At 76.0% G+C, this 16,694-nt stretch carries 13 protein-coding genes; 10 read left to right on the top strand and 3 right to left on the bottom strand.

What is annotated here, in order from left to right; genetic code table 11:
* Positions 1 to 64: 64 nt before the first annotated feature.
* Together ACYVO2_RS26830 and ACYVO2_RS26835 are read left to right on the top strand one after the other, a co-directional pair.
* Positions 65 to 1,168, top strand: coding sequence for an NAD(P)H-dependent flavin oxidoreductase (locus ACYVO2_RS26830; protein ID WP_461010579.1), 1,104 nt, complete (start codon positions 65 to 67; stop codon positions 1,166 to 1,168).
* A gap of 46 nt (positions 1,169 to 1,214) precedes the next feature.
* Positions 1,215 to 2,783 carry an acyl-CoA synthetase gene (locus ACYVO2_RS26835; protein WP_461010580.1) on the top strand — a complete coding sequence of 523 codons (1,569 nt, stop codon included), beginning with the start codon at positions 1,215 to 1,217 and terminating at the stop codon, positions 2,781 to 2,783.
* A 107-nt stretch (positions 2,784 to 2,890) separates the two neighbouring features.
* Here the strand turns inward: ACYVO2_RS26835 and ACYVO2_RS26840 are convergent, their stop codons facing one another.
* Positions 2,891 to 4,513, bottom strand: a complete 1,623-nt coding sequence (locus ACYVO2_RS26840; protein WP_461010581.1) for an acyl-CoA synthetase — start codon at positions 4,511 to 4,513, stop codon at positions 2,891 to 2,893.
* Between the two features lie 267 nt (positions 4,514 to 4,780).
* Here ACYVO2_RS26840 and ACYVO2_RS26845 point away from each other — a divergent pair, with 267 nt between their 5' ends.
* The 6 genes from ACYVO2_RS26845 (at position 4,781) to ACYVO2_RS26870 (ending at position 9,916) form a co-directional block, all read left to right on the top strand.
* A complete protein-coding gene (locus ACYVO2_RS26845) occupies positions 4,781 to 5,584 on the top strand; it encodes a crotonase/enoyl-CoA hydratase family protein (RefSeq protein WP_461010582.1) in 804 nt (267 codons plus the stop codon).
* Positions 5,585 to 5,712: 128 nt separating this feature from the next.
* Positions 5,713 to 6,684: a Zn-ribbon domain-containing OB-fold protein gene (locus ACYVO2_RS26850; RefSeq protein ID WP_461010583.1), complete on the top strand. Its 972-nt coding sequence runs from the start codon at positions 5,713 to 5,715 to the stop codon at positions 6,682 to 6,684.
* Positions 6,681 to 7,748, top strand: coding sequence for a lipid-transfer protein (locus ACYVO2_RS26855; RefSeq protein ID WP_461010584.1), 1,068 nt, complete (start codon positions 6,681 to 6,683; stop codon positions 7,746 to 7,748). Before ACYVO2_RS26850 ends, ACYVO2_RS26855 begins: the two co-directional genes overlap by 4 nt.
* A gap of 2 nt (positions 7,749 to 7,750) precedes the next feature.
* A complete protein-coding gene (locus tag ACYVO2_RS26860) occupies positions 7,751 to 8,917 on the top strand; it encodes a thiolase domain-containing protein (protein ID WP_461010585.1) in 1,167 nt (388 codons plus the stop codon).
* Positions 8,918 to 9,047: 130 nt separating this feature from the next.
* On the top strand, positions 9,048 to 9,308 hold the full coding sequence (locus ACYVO2_RS26865; RefSeq protein ID WP_461010586.1) for a DUF397 domain-containing protein: 261 nt from the start codon (positions 9,048 to 9,050) through the stop codon (positions 9,306 to 9,308).
* Between the two features lie 107 nt (positions 9,309 to 9,415).
* Positions 9,416 to 9,916, top strand: a complete 501-nt coding sequence (locus tag ACYVO2_RS26870) for a hypothetical protein (RefSeq protein WP_461010587.1) — start codon at positions 9,416 to 9,418, stop codon at positions 9,914 to 9,916.
* Positions 9,917 to 10,068: 152 nt separating this feature from the next.
* Here the strand turns inward: ACYVO2_RS26870 and ACYVO2_RS26875 are convergent, their stop codons facing one another.
* Complete coding sequence (locus ACYVO2_RS26875) at positions 10,069 to 11,202, bottom strand: aminoglycoside phosphotransferase family protein (protein WP_461010588.1); 1,134 nt, start codon at positions 11,200 to 11,202, stop codon at positions 10,069 to 10,071.
* 479 nt (positions 11,203 to 11,681) lie between these two features.
* On the opposite strand from ACYVO2_RS26875, the gene ACYVO2_RS26880 reads away from it, so the two are divergent.
* Complete coding sequence (locus ACYVO2_RS26880; RefSeq protein WP_461010589.1) at positions 11,682 to 13,154, top strand: DNA-binding protein NsdB; 1,473 nt, start codon at positions 11,682 to 11,684, stop codon at positions 13,152 to 13,154.
* Positions 13,155 to 13,198: 44 nt separating this feature from the next.
* Here the strand turns inward: ACYVO2_RS26880 and ACYVO2_RS26885 are convergent, their stop codons facing one another.
* Complete coding sequence (locus ACYVO2_RS26885; protein WP_461010590.1) at positions 13,199 to 14,887, bottom strand: SpoIIE family protein phosphatase; 1,689 nt, start codon at positions 14,885 to 14,887, stop codon at positions 13,199 to 13,201.
* Between the two features lie 331 nt (positions 14,888 to 15,218).
* On the opposite strand from ACYVO2_RS26885, the gene ACYVO2_RS26890 reads away from it, so the two are divergent.
* Entirely contained in the window at positions 15,219 to 16,616 is a 1,398-nt protein-coding gene (locus tag ACYVO2_RS26890) for a HEAT repeat domain-containing protein (protein ID WP_461010591.1), read from the top strand.
* The last annotated feature ends 78 nt before the right edge of the window (positions 16,617 to 16,694 follow it).

A 16,694-nucleotide genomic window follows, 5' to 3' on the forward strand; every position in this document is an offset into this window, starting at 1 on the left:
AAAAACTGACGCCATGTCAGATAATCTCTTCCATCCTCCCCCTCCCTGCGGCATCCTGCGCACCATGGAGACGGAGCTGAGCAGGCGGCTCGGGATCGAGTACCCCATCTTCGGGTTCACGCCCTTCCCCGCGGTCGCCGCCGCCATCAGCAGGGCCGGCGGGCTCGGGGTCCTGGGCGCGGTGCGCTACGCCGCCGCGGGCGAGCTCGCCAAGGACCTGGACTGGCTCGACGAGCACACCGGCGGGCGGCCCTACGGCGTGGACGTGGTGATGCCCCACAAGAAGGTCGAGGGCGTCACCGAGGCCGACGTCGAGGCGATGATCCCCGAGGAGCACCGCGCGTTCGTGGCGCGGATCCTCGCCGAGCACGGCGTCCCCGAGCTCGCCGAGGGGGACCGCGCCGGCTGGCGGATCACCGGCTGGATGGAGCAGGTGGCCCGCTCCCAGGTGGACGTCGCCCTGGAGTACCCGGTGAAGCTGCTGGCCAGCGCCCTGGGCTCGCCGCCGCCCGACGTGGTGGCGCGGGCCCACGAGCGCGGCGTCCTCGTCGCCGCCCTGGCTGGCAGCGCCCGCCACGCCGAGCGGCACCGGGACGCGGGCATCGACGTCGTCGTCGCCCAGGGCTACGAGGCGGGCGGCCACACCGGGGAGATCGCCACCATGGTGCTCACCCCCGAGGTGGTGCGGGCCGTGGACCCGCTGCCGGTGCTGGCGGCGGGCGGCATCGGCAGCGGCGAGCAGATGGCGGCCGGCCTCGCCCTGGGCGCCCAGGGCGTGTGGCTGGGCTCGGTGTGGCTCACCACCAGGGAGGCGGAGCTGCGCTCGTCGGTGCTCACCGGGAAGCTGCTCGCCGCGGGCTCGGGCGACACCGTCCGCTCCCGGGCGCTGACCGGCAAGCCCGCCCGCCAGTTGCGCACCGCGTGGACGGACGCCTGGGAGGACCCGGCAGGACCCGGCCCGCTGCCCATGCCGCTCCAGGGGCTGCTGGTCGCCGACGCGGTCTCCCGCATCCAGCGGTACGAGAACCGGGACCTGCTCGGCACGCCCGTCGGCCAGATCGTCGGCCGGATGACCGAGGAGCGCTCCGTCGCCGAGGTCTTCGACGACCTCACCCGCGGCTTCGCCCGCGCCCTGGACCGGCTCAACCGCCTCGCCGGCCGCGGCTGACACCGCCCGGCGGCACACCACCACGGCAACCACCGAGGGGGCCCGCATGACCTCGAACGCCCCGAACGGCTTCTGGGCCAGGACCGCCCAGGAGCTGCGCGAGGGGAAGGCCGGCCACACCGTGCTCGTGGCGCCCGACGGGGAGGAGTGGTCCGCCGCCCGGCTGTACGCCGCGGGCAACCGCCTCGTCCACGGCCTGCGCGCGGCGGGCCTGGCCCGCGGCGACGCGTTCGCCGTGGTCCTGCCGAACGGGGCGGAGTTCCTCACCGCCTACCTCGCCGCCGCCCAGGCCGGGCTGTACCTGGTGCCGGTCAACCACCACCTGGTCGGCCCGGAGATCGCCTGGATCGTCGCCGACTGCGGCGCCAAGGTGCTCATCGCCCACGAGCGCTTCACCGACCGGGCCGCGGCCGCCGCCGACGAGGCGGGCCTGCCCGAGGAGCGGCGGTTCGGCGTCGGCGACGTGCCCGGCTTCCGCCCCTGGGCCGAGCTGCTCGACGGGCACCCGGACACCCCGCCGCGGGACCGCACCGCGGGCTGGGTGATGAACTACACCTCGGGCACCACCGGCCGCCCCCGCGGCATCCGCCGCCCCCTGCCCGGCAAGCCGCCCGAGGAGCTGTACCTCGGCGGGTTCCTCGCCTTCTTCGGCATCCGCCCCTTCGACGGCAACGTCCACCTGGTGTGCTCGCCGCTGTACCACACGGCCGTGCTCCAGTTCGCCGCCGCGTCGCTGCACCTCGGGCACCGCGTGGTGGTGATGGACAAGTGGACACCCGAGGGGATGCTGCGGCGCATCGACCGGCACCGCTGCACGCACACCCACATGGTGCCCACCCAGTTCCACCGGCTGCTCGCCCTGCCCGAGGAGGTCAGGCGGGCCTACGACGTGTCCTCCGTGCGGCACGCCATCCACGGCGCCGCGCCCTGCCCCGACCACGTCAAGCGGGCCATGATCGAGTGGTGGGGGGAGTGCGTGGAGGAGTACTACGCGGCCAGCGAGGGCGGCGGCACCTTCGCGACGGCCGCCGAGTGGCTGCGGCGGCCGGGCACGGTCGGCCGGGCCTGGCCGATCAGCGAGATCGCGGTCCTCGGGGACGACGGCGCGCGACTGCCGCCGGGGGAGCTGGGCACCGTCTACATGAAGATGAGCACCGGCGGGTTCAGCTACCACAAGGACGAGGCGAAGACCCGCGGCAACCGCGTCGGCGACTTCTTCACCGTCGGCGACCTGGGGTACCTCGACGAGGACGGCTACCTGTACCTGCGCGACCGCAAGATCGACATGATCATCTCCGGCGGGGTGAACATCTACCCGGCGGAGGTCGAGTCCGAGCTGCTCACCCACCCCGCCGTGGCCGACGCCGCCGTCTTCGGCGTCCCGCACCCGGACTGGGGCGAGGCGGTCAAGGCCGTGGTCGAGCCCGCCCCCGGCCACGAGCCGGGACCCGCCCTGGCCGCGGACATCCTCGACCACTGCTCCCGGCGGCTGGCGGGCTACAAGCGCCCCAGGTCCGTGGACTTCGTCGCGGAGCTGCCCCGCGACCCGAACGGCAAGCTCTACAAGCGCCACCTGCGCGCCCCGTACTGGGAGGGCGGGGAGCGGCCGGTGTGACGGCCCGCCCCGGGAGCGCGGAAGCGCCCCGGGCACCCGCGAGCCCGCCGCCCGCCCCCACGAGGGGCGACCGCGGCGGGCTCCGCGCACACCGGCTCCGCGCCGCGCTATCCCTCCGCGGCCCGGGTGGCGACGGCCTTCGCCCAGCGGTAGTCGGCCTTGCCGCTGGGGGAGCGCTGGATGAGCGGGGCGACGACGAGCAGCCGCGGGATCTTGTACCCGGCGAGCCGCGTCCGGCAGTGCGCCTGCACCTGCTCCAGCGTGGGGGTGCCCGCTCCCTCCCGCGGCTGCACCACCGCGGCCACCCGGCTGCCCCACCGCTCGTCCGGCACCCCGGCGACCACCGCGTCGTACACGTCGGGGTGCGCCTTGAGCACCACCTCGACCTCCTCCGGGTACACCTTCTCCCCGCCGGTGTTGATGCACTGCGAGCCCCGGCCGAGCAGCAGCACCGTGCCGTCGGGCTCGGCGGTGCCCATGTCGCCGAGCAGCACCCAGCGCCGCCCGTCCCGCTCGAAGAACGTCTCCGCGGTCCGGGCGGGGTCGTTGTAGTACCCGAGCGGCACATGGCCGCACTGCGCGATCCGCCCGGGCACCCCGGGCCCGACGGGCTCCAGCGTGGCCGGGTCCACCACGGTGGTGCGCCCGTTCATCCGCAGCCGCAGGCCGCCCTCCGCCCCGGGCCCGCCGACGGCGGTGCCGTTGAACCCGGACTCGCTGGAGCCGAAGTTGTCCAGCACCGTCGCCTGCGGCACCAGTTGCCCGAACCGGTCCCGCACCGTGGGCGAGAGCACCGCGCCCGAGCTGCTGAGGGCGAACAGCGACGAGCAGTCGGTGCCCTTCGCCGGGCCGGCCAGCGCGTCCACCAGCGGGCGCAGCATCGCGTCGCCGACCAGGGAGACGCTGGTGACCCGCTCCCGCTCGATGGTGCGCAGCACCTCCTCGGGCGCGAACCTGGTGTGCAGCACCACCTTCTGGCCGTAGAAGAACCCGATGAACGCCGTCAGGGTGGAGGTGCCGTGCATCAGCGGCGCCGTCGGGAAGAACACCAGGCCCTCGCCGCCCGCGGCGACCCGTTCGGCCAGCTCCTCGGGCCGGGAGACCGGCTCCCCGGTGGGCGCGCCGCCGCCCATCCCGGAGAAGAACAGGTCCTCGTGCCGCCACATCACGCCCTTGGGCAGGCCCGTGGTGCCGCCGGTGTAGATGATGAACTGGTCGTCGGCGGAGCGCGGCGGGAAGTCCCGCTCCGGCGACCCCGACGCCTCCGCCTCGGCGAACGGCACGGCGGGCGGCACCGCGGCGCCCTCCCGCGGGGTGCCGTGCCGCACCAGGTGCCGCAGACCCGCCACCCGGGGCAGCGCGGCGGCCACCCGGTCGCAGAACTCGGCGTCGTGCACCAGCGCCACCAGGTCGGCGTCCCGGTAGAGGTGGACCAGCTCCTCCTCCACATAGCGGTAGTTGACGTTGACGGGCACGGCGCGGATCTTCAGGCAGGCCAGCGCGGTCTGGAGGTACTCCACGCCGTTGTACAGGTGCAGCCCCACGTGCTGCCCCGGCCCGACGCCGGCGTCGCGCAGGTGGTGGGCGAGCCGGTTGGCCGCCGCGTCGAGCTCGGCGTAGGTCAGCCGCCGCTCCGCCCCGCTGCCGGGGACGTCGAGGTGGACCAGCGCCTCGCGGCCGGGGACGGTGTCGGCGATCGACTCGAACAGGTCGGCCAGGTTGTACTCCACGGCTCCTCCAACGCGGGGGCTGCTCTCCGGGGTACGGGCGCTTCGCGAAGCAGTCCCAGTAGAGCGCCGCGGGCGCGAGGTGGGAAGACTCGTCACCCCACCAATCTGACTCAGCGTCAGAAAACTATTGAACTCGACCTGCCCTTACTGCAACCTGTTCTCGTCACCGGCCCCCGCGGCGGCGGCCCGGGCGCCCCCGGCGGCACCCGGCTCACATCGGCCAGGGCGGCCCCGGGCGGCCCGCGACGACACGGAGGTGCGGACAGCATGGGCGGCACGGAACACCTCACCGTCGAGCGCCACGGCGCCACCCTCGTCCTCACCCTCAACCGGCCCGAGGCGAAGAACGCCCTGTCCCTGCCGATGCTCGTCGGCCTGCACGACGGCTGGTGCGAGGCCGACGCCGACGACTCGGTGCGCTCGGTCGTGCTCACCGGCGCGGGGGGCGCCTTCTGCGCCGGCATGGACCTCAAGGCCCTCGACGCGGGCGGCGGCATGGCCGGGCAGGAGTACCGGGACCGCCTCGACGCCGACCCCGACCTGCACTGGAAGGCGATGCTGCGCCACCACCGCCCCCGCAAACCGGTGATCGCCGCCGTCGAGGGCCACTGCGTCGCCGGCGGCACGGAGATCCTCCAGGGCACCGACATCCGCATCGCGGGGGAGAGCGCCGTCTTCGGGCTGTACGAGGTCAGGCGCGGCCTGTTCCCCATCGGCGGCTCCACCGTCCGCCTCGCCCGCCAGATCCCGCGCACCCACGCCCTGGAGATGCTGCTCACCGGTCGCCCCTACACCGCGGCCGAGGCCCTGCGCATCGGCCTGATCGGGCACACCGTCCCCGACGGCACCGCGCTGGAGCGGGCCCTGGAGACCGCCGAGCTGATCAACGCCAACGGCCCGCTCGCCGTCGAGGCGGTCAAGGCGTCCGTCTACGACACCGCCTCGCTCAGCGAACCCGACGGCCTCGCCCGGGAGCTCGAGAAGGGCTGGCCGATCTTCGCCACCGAGGACGCCCGCGAGGGCGCCCGCGCCTTCGCCGAGAAGCGCGCCCCCGTCTTCCGCCGCGCCTGAGCCCCCGCGCCCGGGACCGGCGCCGCGCCCGCGCGCACCCGAACGCGCCCGCCACCACCGCACCAGGACCGACCCAAGGACCGACCCCAAGGACCGACCACACCAGGACCACAAGGAGGGGAACCCCAGTGCCCGAGGTCCTCAGCGCACCGCTGGTCGTGGAATTCCCGTTCACCCGCTCGCTCGGCCCGGTGCTCGGCGCCTTCCTGACGGGCCTGCGCGAACGCGTCGTGCTCGGCGCCGCCACTCCCGGCGGCCGGGTCCTGGTGCCGCCCGCCGAGTACGACCCGGACACCGCCGAGGAACTGCGGGACCTGGTCGAGGTCGGCCAGAGCGGCACCGTCACCACCTGGGCATGGAACCCCGCCCCCCGGCCCCGCCAGCCGCTGGCCCGCCCCTTCGCCTGGGTGCTGGTCCGCCTCGACGGCGCCGACACCGCGCTGCTGCACGCCCTGGACGCGCCGGGACCCGAGGCCGTCCGCACCGGCATGCGCGTGCGCGTGCGCTGGGCCGAGGAGCGCCGGGGCGCCATCACCGACATCGCCTGCTTCGAGCCCGACCCCGGCGGCCCGCCCCCCGCGCCCGCCGCCCGCCCCCACACCGGGCGCTTCCCCGGCGAACCCGTCACCGCCCTGGCCGCCCCCGCCCGCCTGGACTACACCTACACCCCGGGCCTCGCCCACTCCCGCTTCCTGACCGCCCTCACCGGCAGGCGCTTCCTCGGCGAGCGCTGCCCCCGCTGCGGCAGGACCAGCGTCCCCCCGCGCGGCGCCTGCGCCACCTGCGGCGTCGCCACCGAGGAGCAGGTCGAGGTGGGCCCCCGCGGCACCGTCACCACCTTCTGCGTCGTCAGCGTCAAGGCCCGCAACCTCGACATCGAGGTGCCCTACGTCTACGCGCACATCCTGCTCGACGGCGCCGACCTCACCCTGCACTCCAGGATCGGCGGCATCCCCTACGACCAGGTGCGCATGGGCCTGCGCGTGGAGGTGGTGTGGGCCGAGGGCGACCGGCTCGCCCCCACCCTGGCCTCCGTCGACCACTTCCGGCCCACCGGCGAGCCCGACGCCGACTACGACACCTACAAGGAGGCGCTGTGAGCGCTCCCGCCCCGCCCGGCCGGAGGGACGTGGCGATCGTCGCCTTCGCCCAGTCGCCCACCGTGCGCCGCGCCGACCGGCTCTCCGAGGTCGAGATCCTCATGCCCGTGCTGCACCGCGCCCTGGACGCCGTCGGCCTCACCGCGGGCGCGATCGGCTTCACCTGCTCCGGCTCCAGCGACTACCTCGCCGGACGCGCCTTCAGCTTCACCCTCGCCCTGGACGGCGTCGGCGCCTGGCCGCCGATCCGCGAGTCCCACGTGGAGGCCGACGGCGCCTGGGCGCTGTACGAGGCGTGGGTGAAGCTGCTCACCGGGCAGGCCGACACCGCGCTCGTCTACTCCTTCGGCAAGTCCTCGCCCGGCGAGCTGCGGGACGTGCTCACCCGCCAGCTCGACCCGTACTGCGCCGCGCCGCTGTGGCCCGACTCGGTCGCCCTCGCCGCCCTCCAGGCCCAGGCGCTGCTCGACGCCGGGCTCACCGACGAGCGGGAGCTCGCCGGCATCGCCGCCCGCAGCCGCGCCGCCGCGGCCGGCAACCCCGCCGCCCAGGTCACCGCCGCCCCCGACCCCGGGGACCCGTACCTGGTCCGCCCGCTGCGCCGCCACGACTGCCCGCCCGTCGGCGACGGCGCCGCCGCCGTGGTGCTCGCCGCGGGCGACACCGCCAGGCGCCTGCACCCCAGGCCCGCCTGGATCCGCGGCCTCGACCACCGCGTCGAGACCCACCAGCTCGGCTCCCGCGACCTCACCGACTCACCCTCCACCCGCCAGGCCGCCACCCGCGCCGGACTGTTCGACGCGCCCGTGGACACCGCGGAACTGCACGCCCCCTTCACCTCCCAGGAGGTGGTGCTGCGGCGGGCCCTGCGCCTGGCCGACGGCGTGACGGTCAACCCCTCCGGCGGGGCGCTCGCCGCCAACCCCGTGATGGTGGCGGGACTGGCCCGGCTCGGCGAGGCCGCCGCCCGCATCCACGAGGGCACCTCCCGCCGCGCCGTCGCCCACGCCACCTCGGGCCCCTGCCTCCAGCACAACCTGGTGGCCGTCCTGGAAGGGGAGTGACCATGAGCAAGGAGCCCGTGGCCGTCGTCGGCGTCGGCCAGACCAAGCACGCCTCGGCCCGCCGGGACGTGTCCCTCGCCGGCCTGGTCCGCGAGGCCGCCGCCCGCGCCCTGGCCGACGCCGAGCTGGGCTGGGCGGACATCGACGCCGTCGTCATCGGCAAGGCCCCCGACTTCTTCGAGGGCGTGATGATGCCCGAGCTCTACCTCGCCGACGCCCTCGGCGCCGTGGGCAAGCCCATCCTGCGGGTGCACACCGCGGGCTCCGTCGGCGGCTCCACCGCGCTGGTCGCCGCCGACCTGGTCGCCGCGCGCGTCCACGGCACCGTGCTCACCCTCGCGTTCGAGAAGCAGTCGGAGTCCAACGCCATGTGGGCGCTGTCGCTGCCGATCCCGTTCCAGGCCCCGCTGCTCGCCGGAGCGGGCGGGTTCTTCGCCCCGCACGTGCGGGCCTACATGCGCCGCACCGGCGCCCCGGACACCGTCGGCTCGCTCGTCGCCCACAAGGACCGCCGCAACGCCCTGAAGAACCCCTACGCGCACCTGCACGAGCACGACGTCACCCTGGAGAAGGTGCGCTCCTCGCCCATGCTGTGGGACCCCATCCGCTACTCCGAGACCTGCCCCTCCTCCGACGGCGCCTGCGCCATGGTGCTCACCGGCGCCGCCGGGGCCGCCCGCGCCCCGCGCCCGCCCGCCTGGGTGCACGGCGGGGCGATGCGCAGCGAACCCACCCTGTTCCCCGGCAAGGACAGCGTCAGCCCCCGCGCCGGGCGGGACTGCGCCGCCGACGTCTGGCGGCAGGCCGGGATCACCGACCCCCGCCGCCAGGTGGACGTGGCCGAGCTGTACGTGCCGTTCTCCTGGTACGAGCCGATGTGGCTGGAGAACCTCGGCTTCGCCGAGCCGGGGGAGGGCTGGAAGCTGGTCGAGGCCGGGGTGACGGAGCTGGACGGCGACCTGCCGGTCAACCCGTCCGGCGGGGTGCTGTCCACCAACCCCATCGGCGCCTCCGGCATGCTCCGCTTCGCCGAGGCCGCCCTCCAGGTGCGCGGCACGGCCGGCGACCACCAGGTGGACGGCGCCCGCAGGGCCGTCGGCCACGCCTACGGCGGCGGCTCGCAGTTCTTCGCCATGTGGCTGGTCGGCGCCGAGCCCCCCGGCACCTGACCCGTACGGGCGCGACGGGCACGGCGGCCCCGCGCGCGGGCGCCGCCGCCCGGCTGCGACGTGTGCCTGCCGGGCACCGCCCCCGATCGCTAGTCTGGAGCCCGGCCCACACTCGACGAGGAGACGCACCGTGGCGGAGAGCACGACCGAGCAGGTCCCGGCCGAGGGGCAGGCGGGCGGCGACGGCGGGAAGAAGCCGAAGCTCGACCTGTCCGGCGCCCAGTGGCTGTCCAGCACACAGGGGGTCGGCGACGTGCAGATCGCCTTCGTCGAGGGCTATGTCGCCATGCGCGACGGCCGCAACCCCGAGGGCCCCGCGCTGATCTTCACCCCCGCCGAGTGGCGCGCCTTCGTCCTCGGCGCCCGTGACGGCGAGTTCGACCTGACCTGACCTGCCGCGCGGCCCGAACGACCGGGGCGGGGCGGCGGCGGATCCGGCGCCGCCGCGCGGGAGGACGCCGGGCGGGGGCCCACCCCGCGGAGACGTACGATGGCGGCATGTCGTTCCTCCGCCGCCGATCCTCCAACGTTCCCACCGGGCCGGACTTCGACGTGCTGGCCATGGATCCCGGGGACTGGCCCGGCAGCCTGGGCGCCGCACTCCTCGCCGGCCCCGATGGCAGTTGCCAGGGCATCTTTCTGCGCTACGACCTCTACGGCGGCCGCGGCCCCGCCATGCTGATCGGCAACCTGCCCGAGGGCTCCCCGGCCCGGGACACCCAGGAGGGCGAGGCCCCGTTCGAGGTGGCGCAGTTGCTCGCGGCGCTGGAGAACGACGAGCCGGTGCACGAGGTGGAGCGCGAGGACACCCCCGTCATGCACGGCGACAACCTGCTGATCGTCCGCCGCATCAAGCTGTCCGAGAGCCGTGTCGCCTGCGCCCAGTTCGACCGCAGCGACGGTGTCCAGGTCACCATCGCCACCTGGGACCGGCCGATCACCGACGACCTGTACCAGTTGCTCAAGCCGCTGCCCGCGGAGATGTTCCAGCAGGGCTGACGCGCCCCCGCCGCGCCGCCCGCCGGCACCGCCCCCGTCGCGACCCCCCGTCACGGATCCGCCCCCGTCACGGATCCCCGTCGCGTCCCCGCCGAGGCCGTGGCCCTGCCCTGACGCGCAAGGCCACGGCCGGCCCCCGAGGGGCGGCGCGTTCAGCGCGTGCCCACCGCGGCCCGCACGGCGCGGCGTGCCATGCCGCAGTCGTCGTGCAGGCGGCGCAGCAGCAGCCGCTGCTCCTCCCCGCCCTCGACGCCGCCCGGCGCCGGGTGCAGCCCGTGCATGCTGTGCTGCACGGCGGTCTCGTAGATCCGGATCTCCCTGGTGAGCACCAGGATCAGGTTCACCAGGAACGCGTCCCGCGCCATGGGCCCCTGCGCCTGCGCGAGCTGGCTGATCTGGCGGCGGGCCAGCGGGTCGTCGCCGAGCACCGTCCACAGCACGGCGAGGTCGTACCCCGGCAGGTACCAGCCGGCCTGGCCCCAGTCCAGCAGCACGGGCCCGGTCGGGCACAGCATGACGTTGGACAGCAGCGCCGAGCCGTGGCAGAACTGCCCCGGGGTGCTGGTCAGCCCGCGCAGCAACTGGTGCAGGTCGCCGACGTCGCGGTCGGTGAGCAGCCCGAGGTCGTGGAACCGGGAGATCCGCGCGGCGTAGTCGAACGGCGCCTCGAAGACGCCGGGCGTGGGCCGCCACAGGTTGATCCGGCAGAACGCGCCGATCACCGCCCGGACGTCCGCGCGCGGCGGGGCCTGGAGCGGATGCCGCCGCGCCGCCGCCGGCCGGCCGGGCATCCGCTCCAGCACCAGGACGCAACTGCCCGGGTCCGCGGCCACCAGGCGCGGTGCCCGCGCCGGGGGGCGGTGGCGGACGAACGCCCGGTAGGCCGCGATCTCGCGGCGGAACTCCCCGGCCGCGTCGGAGGAGTGGTCGAGCAGGCACTTGGCGACCACGGGCACCCGCCCGGCCGTGCCCGTGAGCACCACGGACCGGCCGCCGCGCCGCAGCAACTGGGCCGGGGCGAACTCCGGACATATCCGCTGCACCGAGCGGATGACGGCGCGCAGGCGGTTGCCCTGAGGGCCGGTCAGGTCGATCCTCCCGCCGACGGCCGCGACTGCCGGCAGAAGGCGGGAGCGGCCCGGCGTCGCGCGGGGGCCTGCGGCCGCGGGCCCGGGCACGGCGTCGGTGCGCGGCGCCAGGGCTCTGGGCGCGCCCAGGGCGCCGCCGTCCCTGGTCGGTCGGGGCGGCCGGGTCGGAGCGGACACGGGGGACGGGCTTGAGTACATGAGGGGGCGACAGTTCCCTTCCTGCTCTCGCGGTTGCGCCGGTGGGGGAGCCGGCGGTCCGCCACCGCTTCGCCGCCGCCGGGCCCCGGGGGACGTCGGGTGGGCGGTGCGGAGGTGGCGCGGGGTGGCGCGCGGAGGGCGCCCCGGCCCGACGGGTCCGTCCCGCACCCTGGGGAATGCGGTGCCTCGCCCGTACGGCCCGGGAGCCCGTCCGCCGCCCCCCTTGTGCATCGTGCCGCCACCCGGGCTCCGCCGGTCACGGAGCGGTTCCCGCCGGGCCGTGCCCGGCCGCTGCCGGGGCCCTCCTCCGGTGCCGGGGCCGGCTTCCGCCGGACCCGGGTGGCACGTTCCCACACCACACCGTGGCGCGGGTGGCAGACCATCTGGCGGACCCTGGCGAACCCTGGCGAATGCTCGCGACCCCCGGTGTGCGGCCACTAGCCTCGGTCCTGCCGAGGAACCTGGGGGCTGGTAACAACGTGAGCAAGCAACCCAACACCCGACTCGCGGACCTGTTCGGGCTCACCGGATGGTCCAAGGGGGAACTCGCCAGACTCGTCAACCGGCAGGCGGCCCGGATGGGCCACCCCCAGTTGGCCACGGACACCTCGCGGGTGCGCCGCTGGATCGAGAAGGGCGAATCCCCCCGCGACCCCGTGCCCCGGGTGCTGGCCGCATTGTTCACCGAGCGCCTCGGCCGTGTCGTGACCACAGAGGATCTCGGGTTCGACCGGCACCGGCGCACGCGGAGGAACCAGGCAGTGGCAGACCTGCCGTGGCCGCCGGAACGGACCGCCGCGGTCCTCACCGAATTCACGGGAATGGACCTCATGCTCAACCGACGCGGCTTGGTGGGCGCGGGCGCAGCGCTCGCCGCAGGATCAGCACTCACCGCAGCCATGCAGGAGTGGCTGCTCACCGACCCGGCGCTGGCGGCCGACGCCCCGGCGACCCCCTTCGACTCCTTCGGCACGGCCCAGCACGCGTCCGCCGACCGCTACGAGGCGGCCCCCGTCGGCTCCGACGAGGTGACCGCGCTCGAGCGCTCCGTGGAGGTCTTCCGGGCCTGGGACGCCAACCTCGGCGGCGGACTCCAGCGCAAGGCGGTGATCGGCCAGCTCAACGAGGTGGGCGGCATGCTCGCCTACCGGCACCCCGAGCACCTCCAGCGCAGGCTGTGGGGCGTGGCGGCCAACCTGGCGGCGCTGGCCGGCTGGATGTCCCACGACGTGGGCCTGGAGGCGACGGCGCAGAAGTACTTCGTGATCGCCGCGCACGCGGCCAGGGAGGGCGGCGACCGCCCGCGCGCCGGTGAGGCGCTCTCCCGCGCGGCCCGGCAGATGGTGCACCTCGGGCGGCCCGACGACGCGCTCGACCTGATGGCGCTCGCCAGGTCCGGCTCCGGGAAGGAGGCGCTGCCCCGCACCCGCGCGATGCTGCGGACCGTCGAGGCGTGGGCGCTGGCCGGCAAGGGCCAGGGGCAGGCGATGCGGCGGGCGCTCGGCGAGGCGGAGGACCTGTTCGTCTCCGACCGGGGCGACGTGCCGCCGCCGAGCTGGATGCAGATGTTCGACGAGGCCGACCTGCACGGCATGCAGGCGCTCGCCTACCGCTGCCTGGCCGAACACGACCCGGCGGCGTCCAGGCCCGCGCAGTACCACGCCAGAAAGGCGCTCAACCTGCGCGGCAAGGGGTTCCAGCGCTCCACGATCTTCGACTACCTCTCCATGGCCTCCGCCTGCTTCATAGGCAACGACCCGGATCAGGCCGAGCGCTACGCCCGGCTGGCGCTGCTCAGCATCGGGGAGACCTCCTCCCACCGCACCTGGGACCGGCTGCGCCAGATGTACCGGCTCACCGCGCGGTACGCCGACACCGGACACATCGCGGAACTGCGCACCGACATCAAGGCGGCCCTGCCGGGCGGCCCGGCCAAGCCGGTCGCGACCTAGCCGCGGGGGCAGGGGGCGGGGGAGCGGCGCCGGGCCGCCCGGTGTCAGTCCACCCGGGCGACGAGCACGCACGCGCCGTCGTCCGCACCGGCGGCGAGGCCCGCCGCGTCCCCGCCGTCCGCCCCGTCCGGGGGGAACGCCCCCGGCAGCGGCACGGACCCGAACACCTCGGCCCCGCGCCTGCCCGTCCCGCGCCCCACGGTGCCGTGCCCCGCCCCGCCGTGTCCCGGGGGAGCGCCGCCCTCGGCCGCCGCGGTACCGGCCACGACCTCCCCGGCGCCGGGCCCCGGCTCGTCGTCGGCGCCGGTCCGCTCCGCGGCGAACCCCACGGCGGCGAACTCCTCCACCAGCGCGTGCGCGCACTCCCTGGCGTCCCGGGCGGCGGCCATCCGGGACGACAGGCCGGGCAGCAGCCGCTCCGCGAGCGGGTCGCGGGCGTCCCCGCGGCGCAGCAGGCCGCCCGTGTACAGCAGCACCACGTCACCGGGGAGTAACCGGGCGTCCTGCTCCGGGCAGTCGGTGACCGGCGTCGCGCCGAGGACCACGCCCCGGGGGGAGGGGAGCGTGCGGGCGGTCCCGCCCCGGTACAGCACCGGGGCGGGGTGCCCGGCCCTGGCCCACGTCAGGACCCGCGAACGCGGCTCGAACCGGCAGCACACCGCGCCGCACAGGGTGGACCTGCCGCGGACGCCCAGCACCCGGTTCAGGCCCGCGAGCGCGGCGCCGGGGGAGGTCCCGGCCGACGCCATGCCGCGCAGCGCGCCGAGCAGCGTGGCCAGGCCCGCCGCGGCCGGGAGCCCCGCCCCGGCCAGCTCCCCGGCGGACAGCAGCACCGACCCGTCCGGCAGCTCCAGCGCGTCGTACCAGTCGCCGCCGCCCGGCGCGCCGCCGCCCCGCACCAGCCGGCGTGCGGCGATGTCCAGCCGCAGCGGGCCCTCGCCGGGCAGCCGCAGTCGGCCCCGCCACGGCGGCAGCACGGCGTTGCGCAGCTCCCGCGCCGCCCCGTGCCCGGCCTCCGCCGCGCCGCTCCCGGGCTCGGGGGCGCTCCCGCCGCCGCCCTCCCGGGCCCGCCGCCACCGCAGCGAGGACTCCCGGGCGGCCCTGCGCTCGGCCGCCAGGTCGGTGACGTCGCGGACCAGGGCCCACAGCGAGCGCACGTTGCCGTCGTCGTCGAGCACGGGCTCGCCCGTGATGTGGACGCTGCGCACCGCGCCGTCGCGGCGGGCGAAGCGGAACTCGCCGTCCAGCGGCCTGCTGTCCACCAGGCAGGCGGTGACCATGGCGGTGACGGCGGCCTTGTCCTCGGGGACCACCCAGGTGTGCAGCTCGTCGAGCGGCAGGGGGTCGTCGCCCGGCGCCATGCCGAAGACGTCGTACAGCTCGGGCGACCAGGCCACCTCATCGGTGACCAGGTTCCACTCCCCGCTGCCCGTCCTGGCCGCCGCCCCGCCCGCCGCGCCGTCCCAGGCGGCCCCGTCCGCCCCGGCCCCGGGGCCGTCCCCGTCCGCCGGCCCGCCGCGCAACTGCCCCAGGTGCTCCCCGCAGTGCCGCAGGTGCCGGGCGGCCAGGCCGTACAGCGCGCGCTGCCGGCGGCCCGCGGGGTCGTCGGCGGGCAGCTCCAGGCTCTCGCGGTGGGCCGCCTCCACCTTCTCGCGCAGCTCCCGCGCGCCGGCGATGAGCGCGTCCACGGCGGCGGCGTCCGTCAGCCGGTCCGCATGCTGGGGGGGCTGCATGGGGCACTCCGAAATCGGCAGGAAGGCCACAGGCGGGCATGGTCGGGGCAGTGACGACTGTTGCACAGGGCGCGAGGAGGCGTAAGGGTTTCGGGACAACCCGTGAGGGTGGTCCTGGCGGCGTACGCCGGGGCGAGAGCGGACATATCGGGCGCCGGAGCCGGTGGAAGGCCCGTCTCCGGGTAGTCTGCGCTCGCCTCGGCGCCCGCCGCGGCCGCGCGACCGATCGGAGGCGCCATGCATGGACCGGTCCGGGCGGCGGAAGGATGCCGGGCATGGGAACAGGAAAAATCCCGTTGCACCACACAACATCACACCGGATGCTGACCCCATGTTCGACCCAGACATAGCGCCCAGCGGCTCCCTTCTCGGTCTTCTCCAGCGAGGCCGGGGAGACGGGACCCTGCACGCCCTCGCGGCACGGCGGGCCGACGCGCTCGCCGCCGTGGAGAGCTGCGTCGTGCGCGACCCGCGCCGCGACTGGCGGCTGGAGTCGCGCTCCCTCTACTACGCGCGCCTGTACAGCGAGCTCGAAGGCTGTCTCGAAGGGATCGAACAGCACCTGTTCCACCCCGACGACCTGCTGGACACCGACGAGCAGCGCACCGGCCTGGCCCTGGCCGTCCTCGGCCACCTCGTGGGCTACGGCCGGCGCGACGCCAGGGACCTGCTGCGCGGCTACGCCGCCAGGGGCGCCAACTGGGCCTGGGCCCTGGACGAGCTCGCGCTGCGCGACGACGACGAGGGGCTGCGCGCCCTCGGCCCCGCCGTGCTGGCCCGCTTCCCCGAGGGGCCCGAGGGCGACGCCGAGCTGTGCCGCGCCGTCCGGGAGGCGTACGAGCCCCGCCCCTGGGCGCTGTGGGCCCACGACCACGAGCGCGTGCGCAGGGCGCAGGAACAGGCCGAATTCCATCGGTGGCAGCGCCAGATGCGCCCCAAGGGCCCCACCCCGGGCTGGAGTGTCCGGGCGGTGCTGGAGTGGGCCGAGGCAGGGCCGGCCGCCCACCCGCCCGAGCAGCGCGACGCCCCCGCCGCCCGCTGCCTGGCCGCGGTGGCCGGCCCCGCCGACCGCCCCGAGTTGCTCGAGGCCGCCCGGAGCGGCCCCGACGCGGCCCGCGCCGCCGCCCTGCGCCACCTCGCCGACCGCGGGGACCCACTGGCCCTCGACCTGATCGAGGCCGCGGCCGAGGATCCCGGCCTGAGGGTGGCCCGCGCCGCTCTGGACGTCTTCGAGCGCATGCGCACCCCCGGGGCGCTGGACCGCGCCCGCGCCTGGGCCGGCCGCGACGACGCCCTCGGCGCCGCCTCCGCCCGCCTGCTGGCCTGCGTCGGAGGCCCCGGCGACGCCCCCGCCGTGCTGTCGGCGCTGCGCCGCCAGGTCAGGGGCGAGGGCGCCGACGCCGAGGGGCTCACCGTGCTCGTCGACGGCGTGGCGCGGCACCCCACCGAGTGCGCGGCGCCGCTGCTGCGCCACGTCTACCGCGAGACGTCCTCCTCCCACCTGCGCGGCAGGGCGGCCGCGGCGCTGTCCGCCTGCGACCCGTCGTTCCCCGAGGGCTTCGCCGTGGAGTGCCTGTGGGACTGCGAGGAGGCGACCCGGGAGCTGGCCGCCCGCCACGCCGCGATCGGCGACGTGCGGGTCCTGGCCCGCCTGCGCAGGCTCGCCGCCGACCCGGCGGAGGAGGCCGAGGTGCAGACCGCGGTGCGGGGCCGCCTGAGCGCCCCCTAGGTGTGCTGTCCCGGGACGTTGGTGACACGCGGGCTGGGTGCTTGAACGGGTGAGGGCCTTCTGGGTTCGGTGTGGATT

This window comes from Streptomyces capparidis, assembly GCF_054782095.1.

Bases quoted from the DNA above. Each gene is read 5' to 3' on its own strand.
- ACYVO2_RS26875 (WP_461010588.1), bottom strand. From the start codon at position 11,202: ATGTACTCAAGCCCGTCCCCCGTGTCCGCTCCGACCCGGCCGCCCCGA.
- ACYVO2_RS26885 (WP_461010590.1), bottom strand. From the start codon at position 14,887: ATGCAGCCCCCCCAGCATGCGGACCGGCTGACGGACGCCGCCGCCGTG.
- ACYVO2_RS26830 (WP_461010579.1), top strand. From the start codon at position 65: ATGGAGACGGAGCTGAGCAGGCGGCTCGGGATCGAGTACCCCATCTTC.
- ACYVO2_RS26860 (WP_461010585.1), top strand. From the start codon at position 7,751: ATGAGCAAGGAGCCCGTGGCCGTCGTCGGCGTCGGCCAGACCAAGCAC.
- ACYVO2_RS26845 (WP_461010582.1), top strand. From the start codon at position 4,781: ATGGGCGGCACGGAACACCTCACCGTCGAGCGCCACGGCGCCACCCTC.
- ACYVO2_RS26835 (WP_461010580.1), top strand. From the start codon at position 1,215: ATGACCTCGAACGCCCCGAACGGCTTCTGGGCCAGGACCGCCCAGGAG.
- ACYVO2_RS26890 (WP_461010591.1), top strand. From the start codon at position 15,219: ATGTTCGACCCAGACATAGCGCCCAGCGGCTCCCTTCTCGGTCTTCTC.
- ACYVO2_RS26870 (WP_461010587.1), top strand. From the start codon at position 9,416: ATGTCGTTCCTCCGCCGCCGATCCTCCAACGTTCCCACCGGGCCGGAC.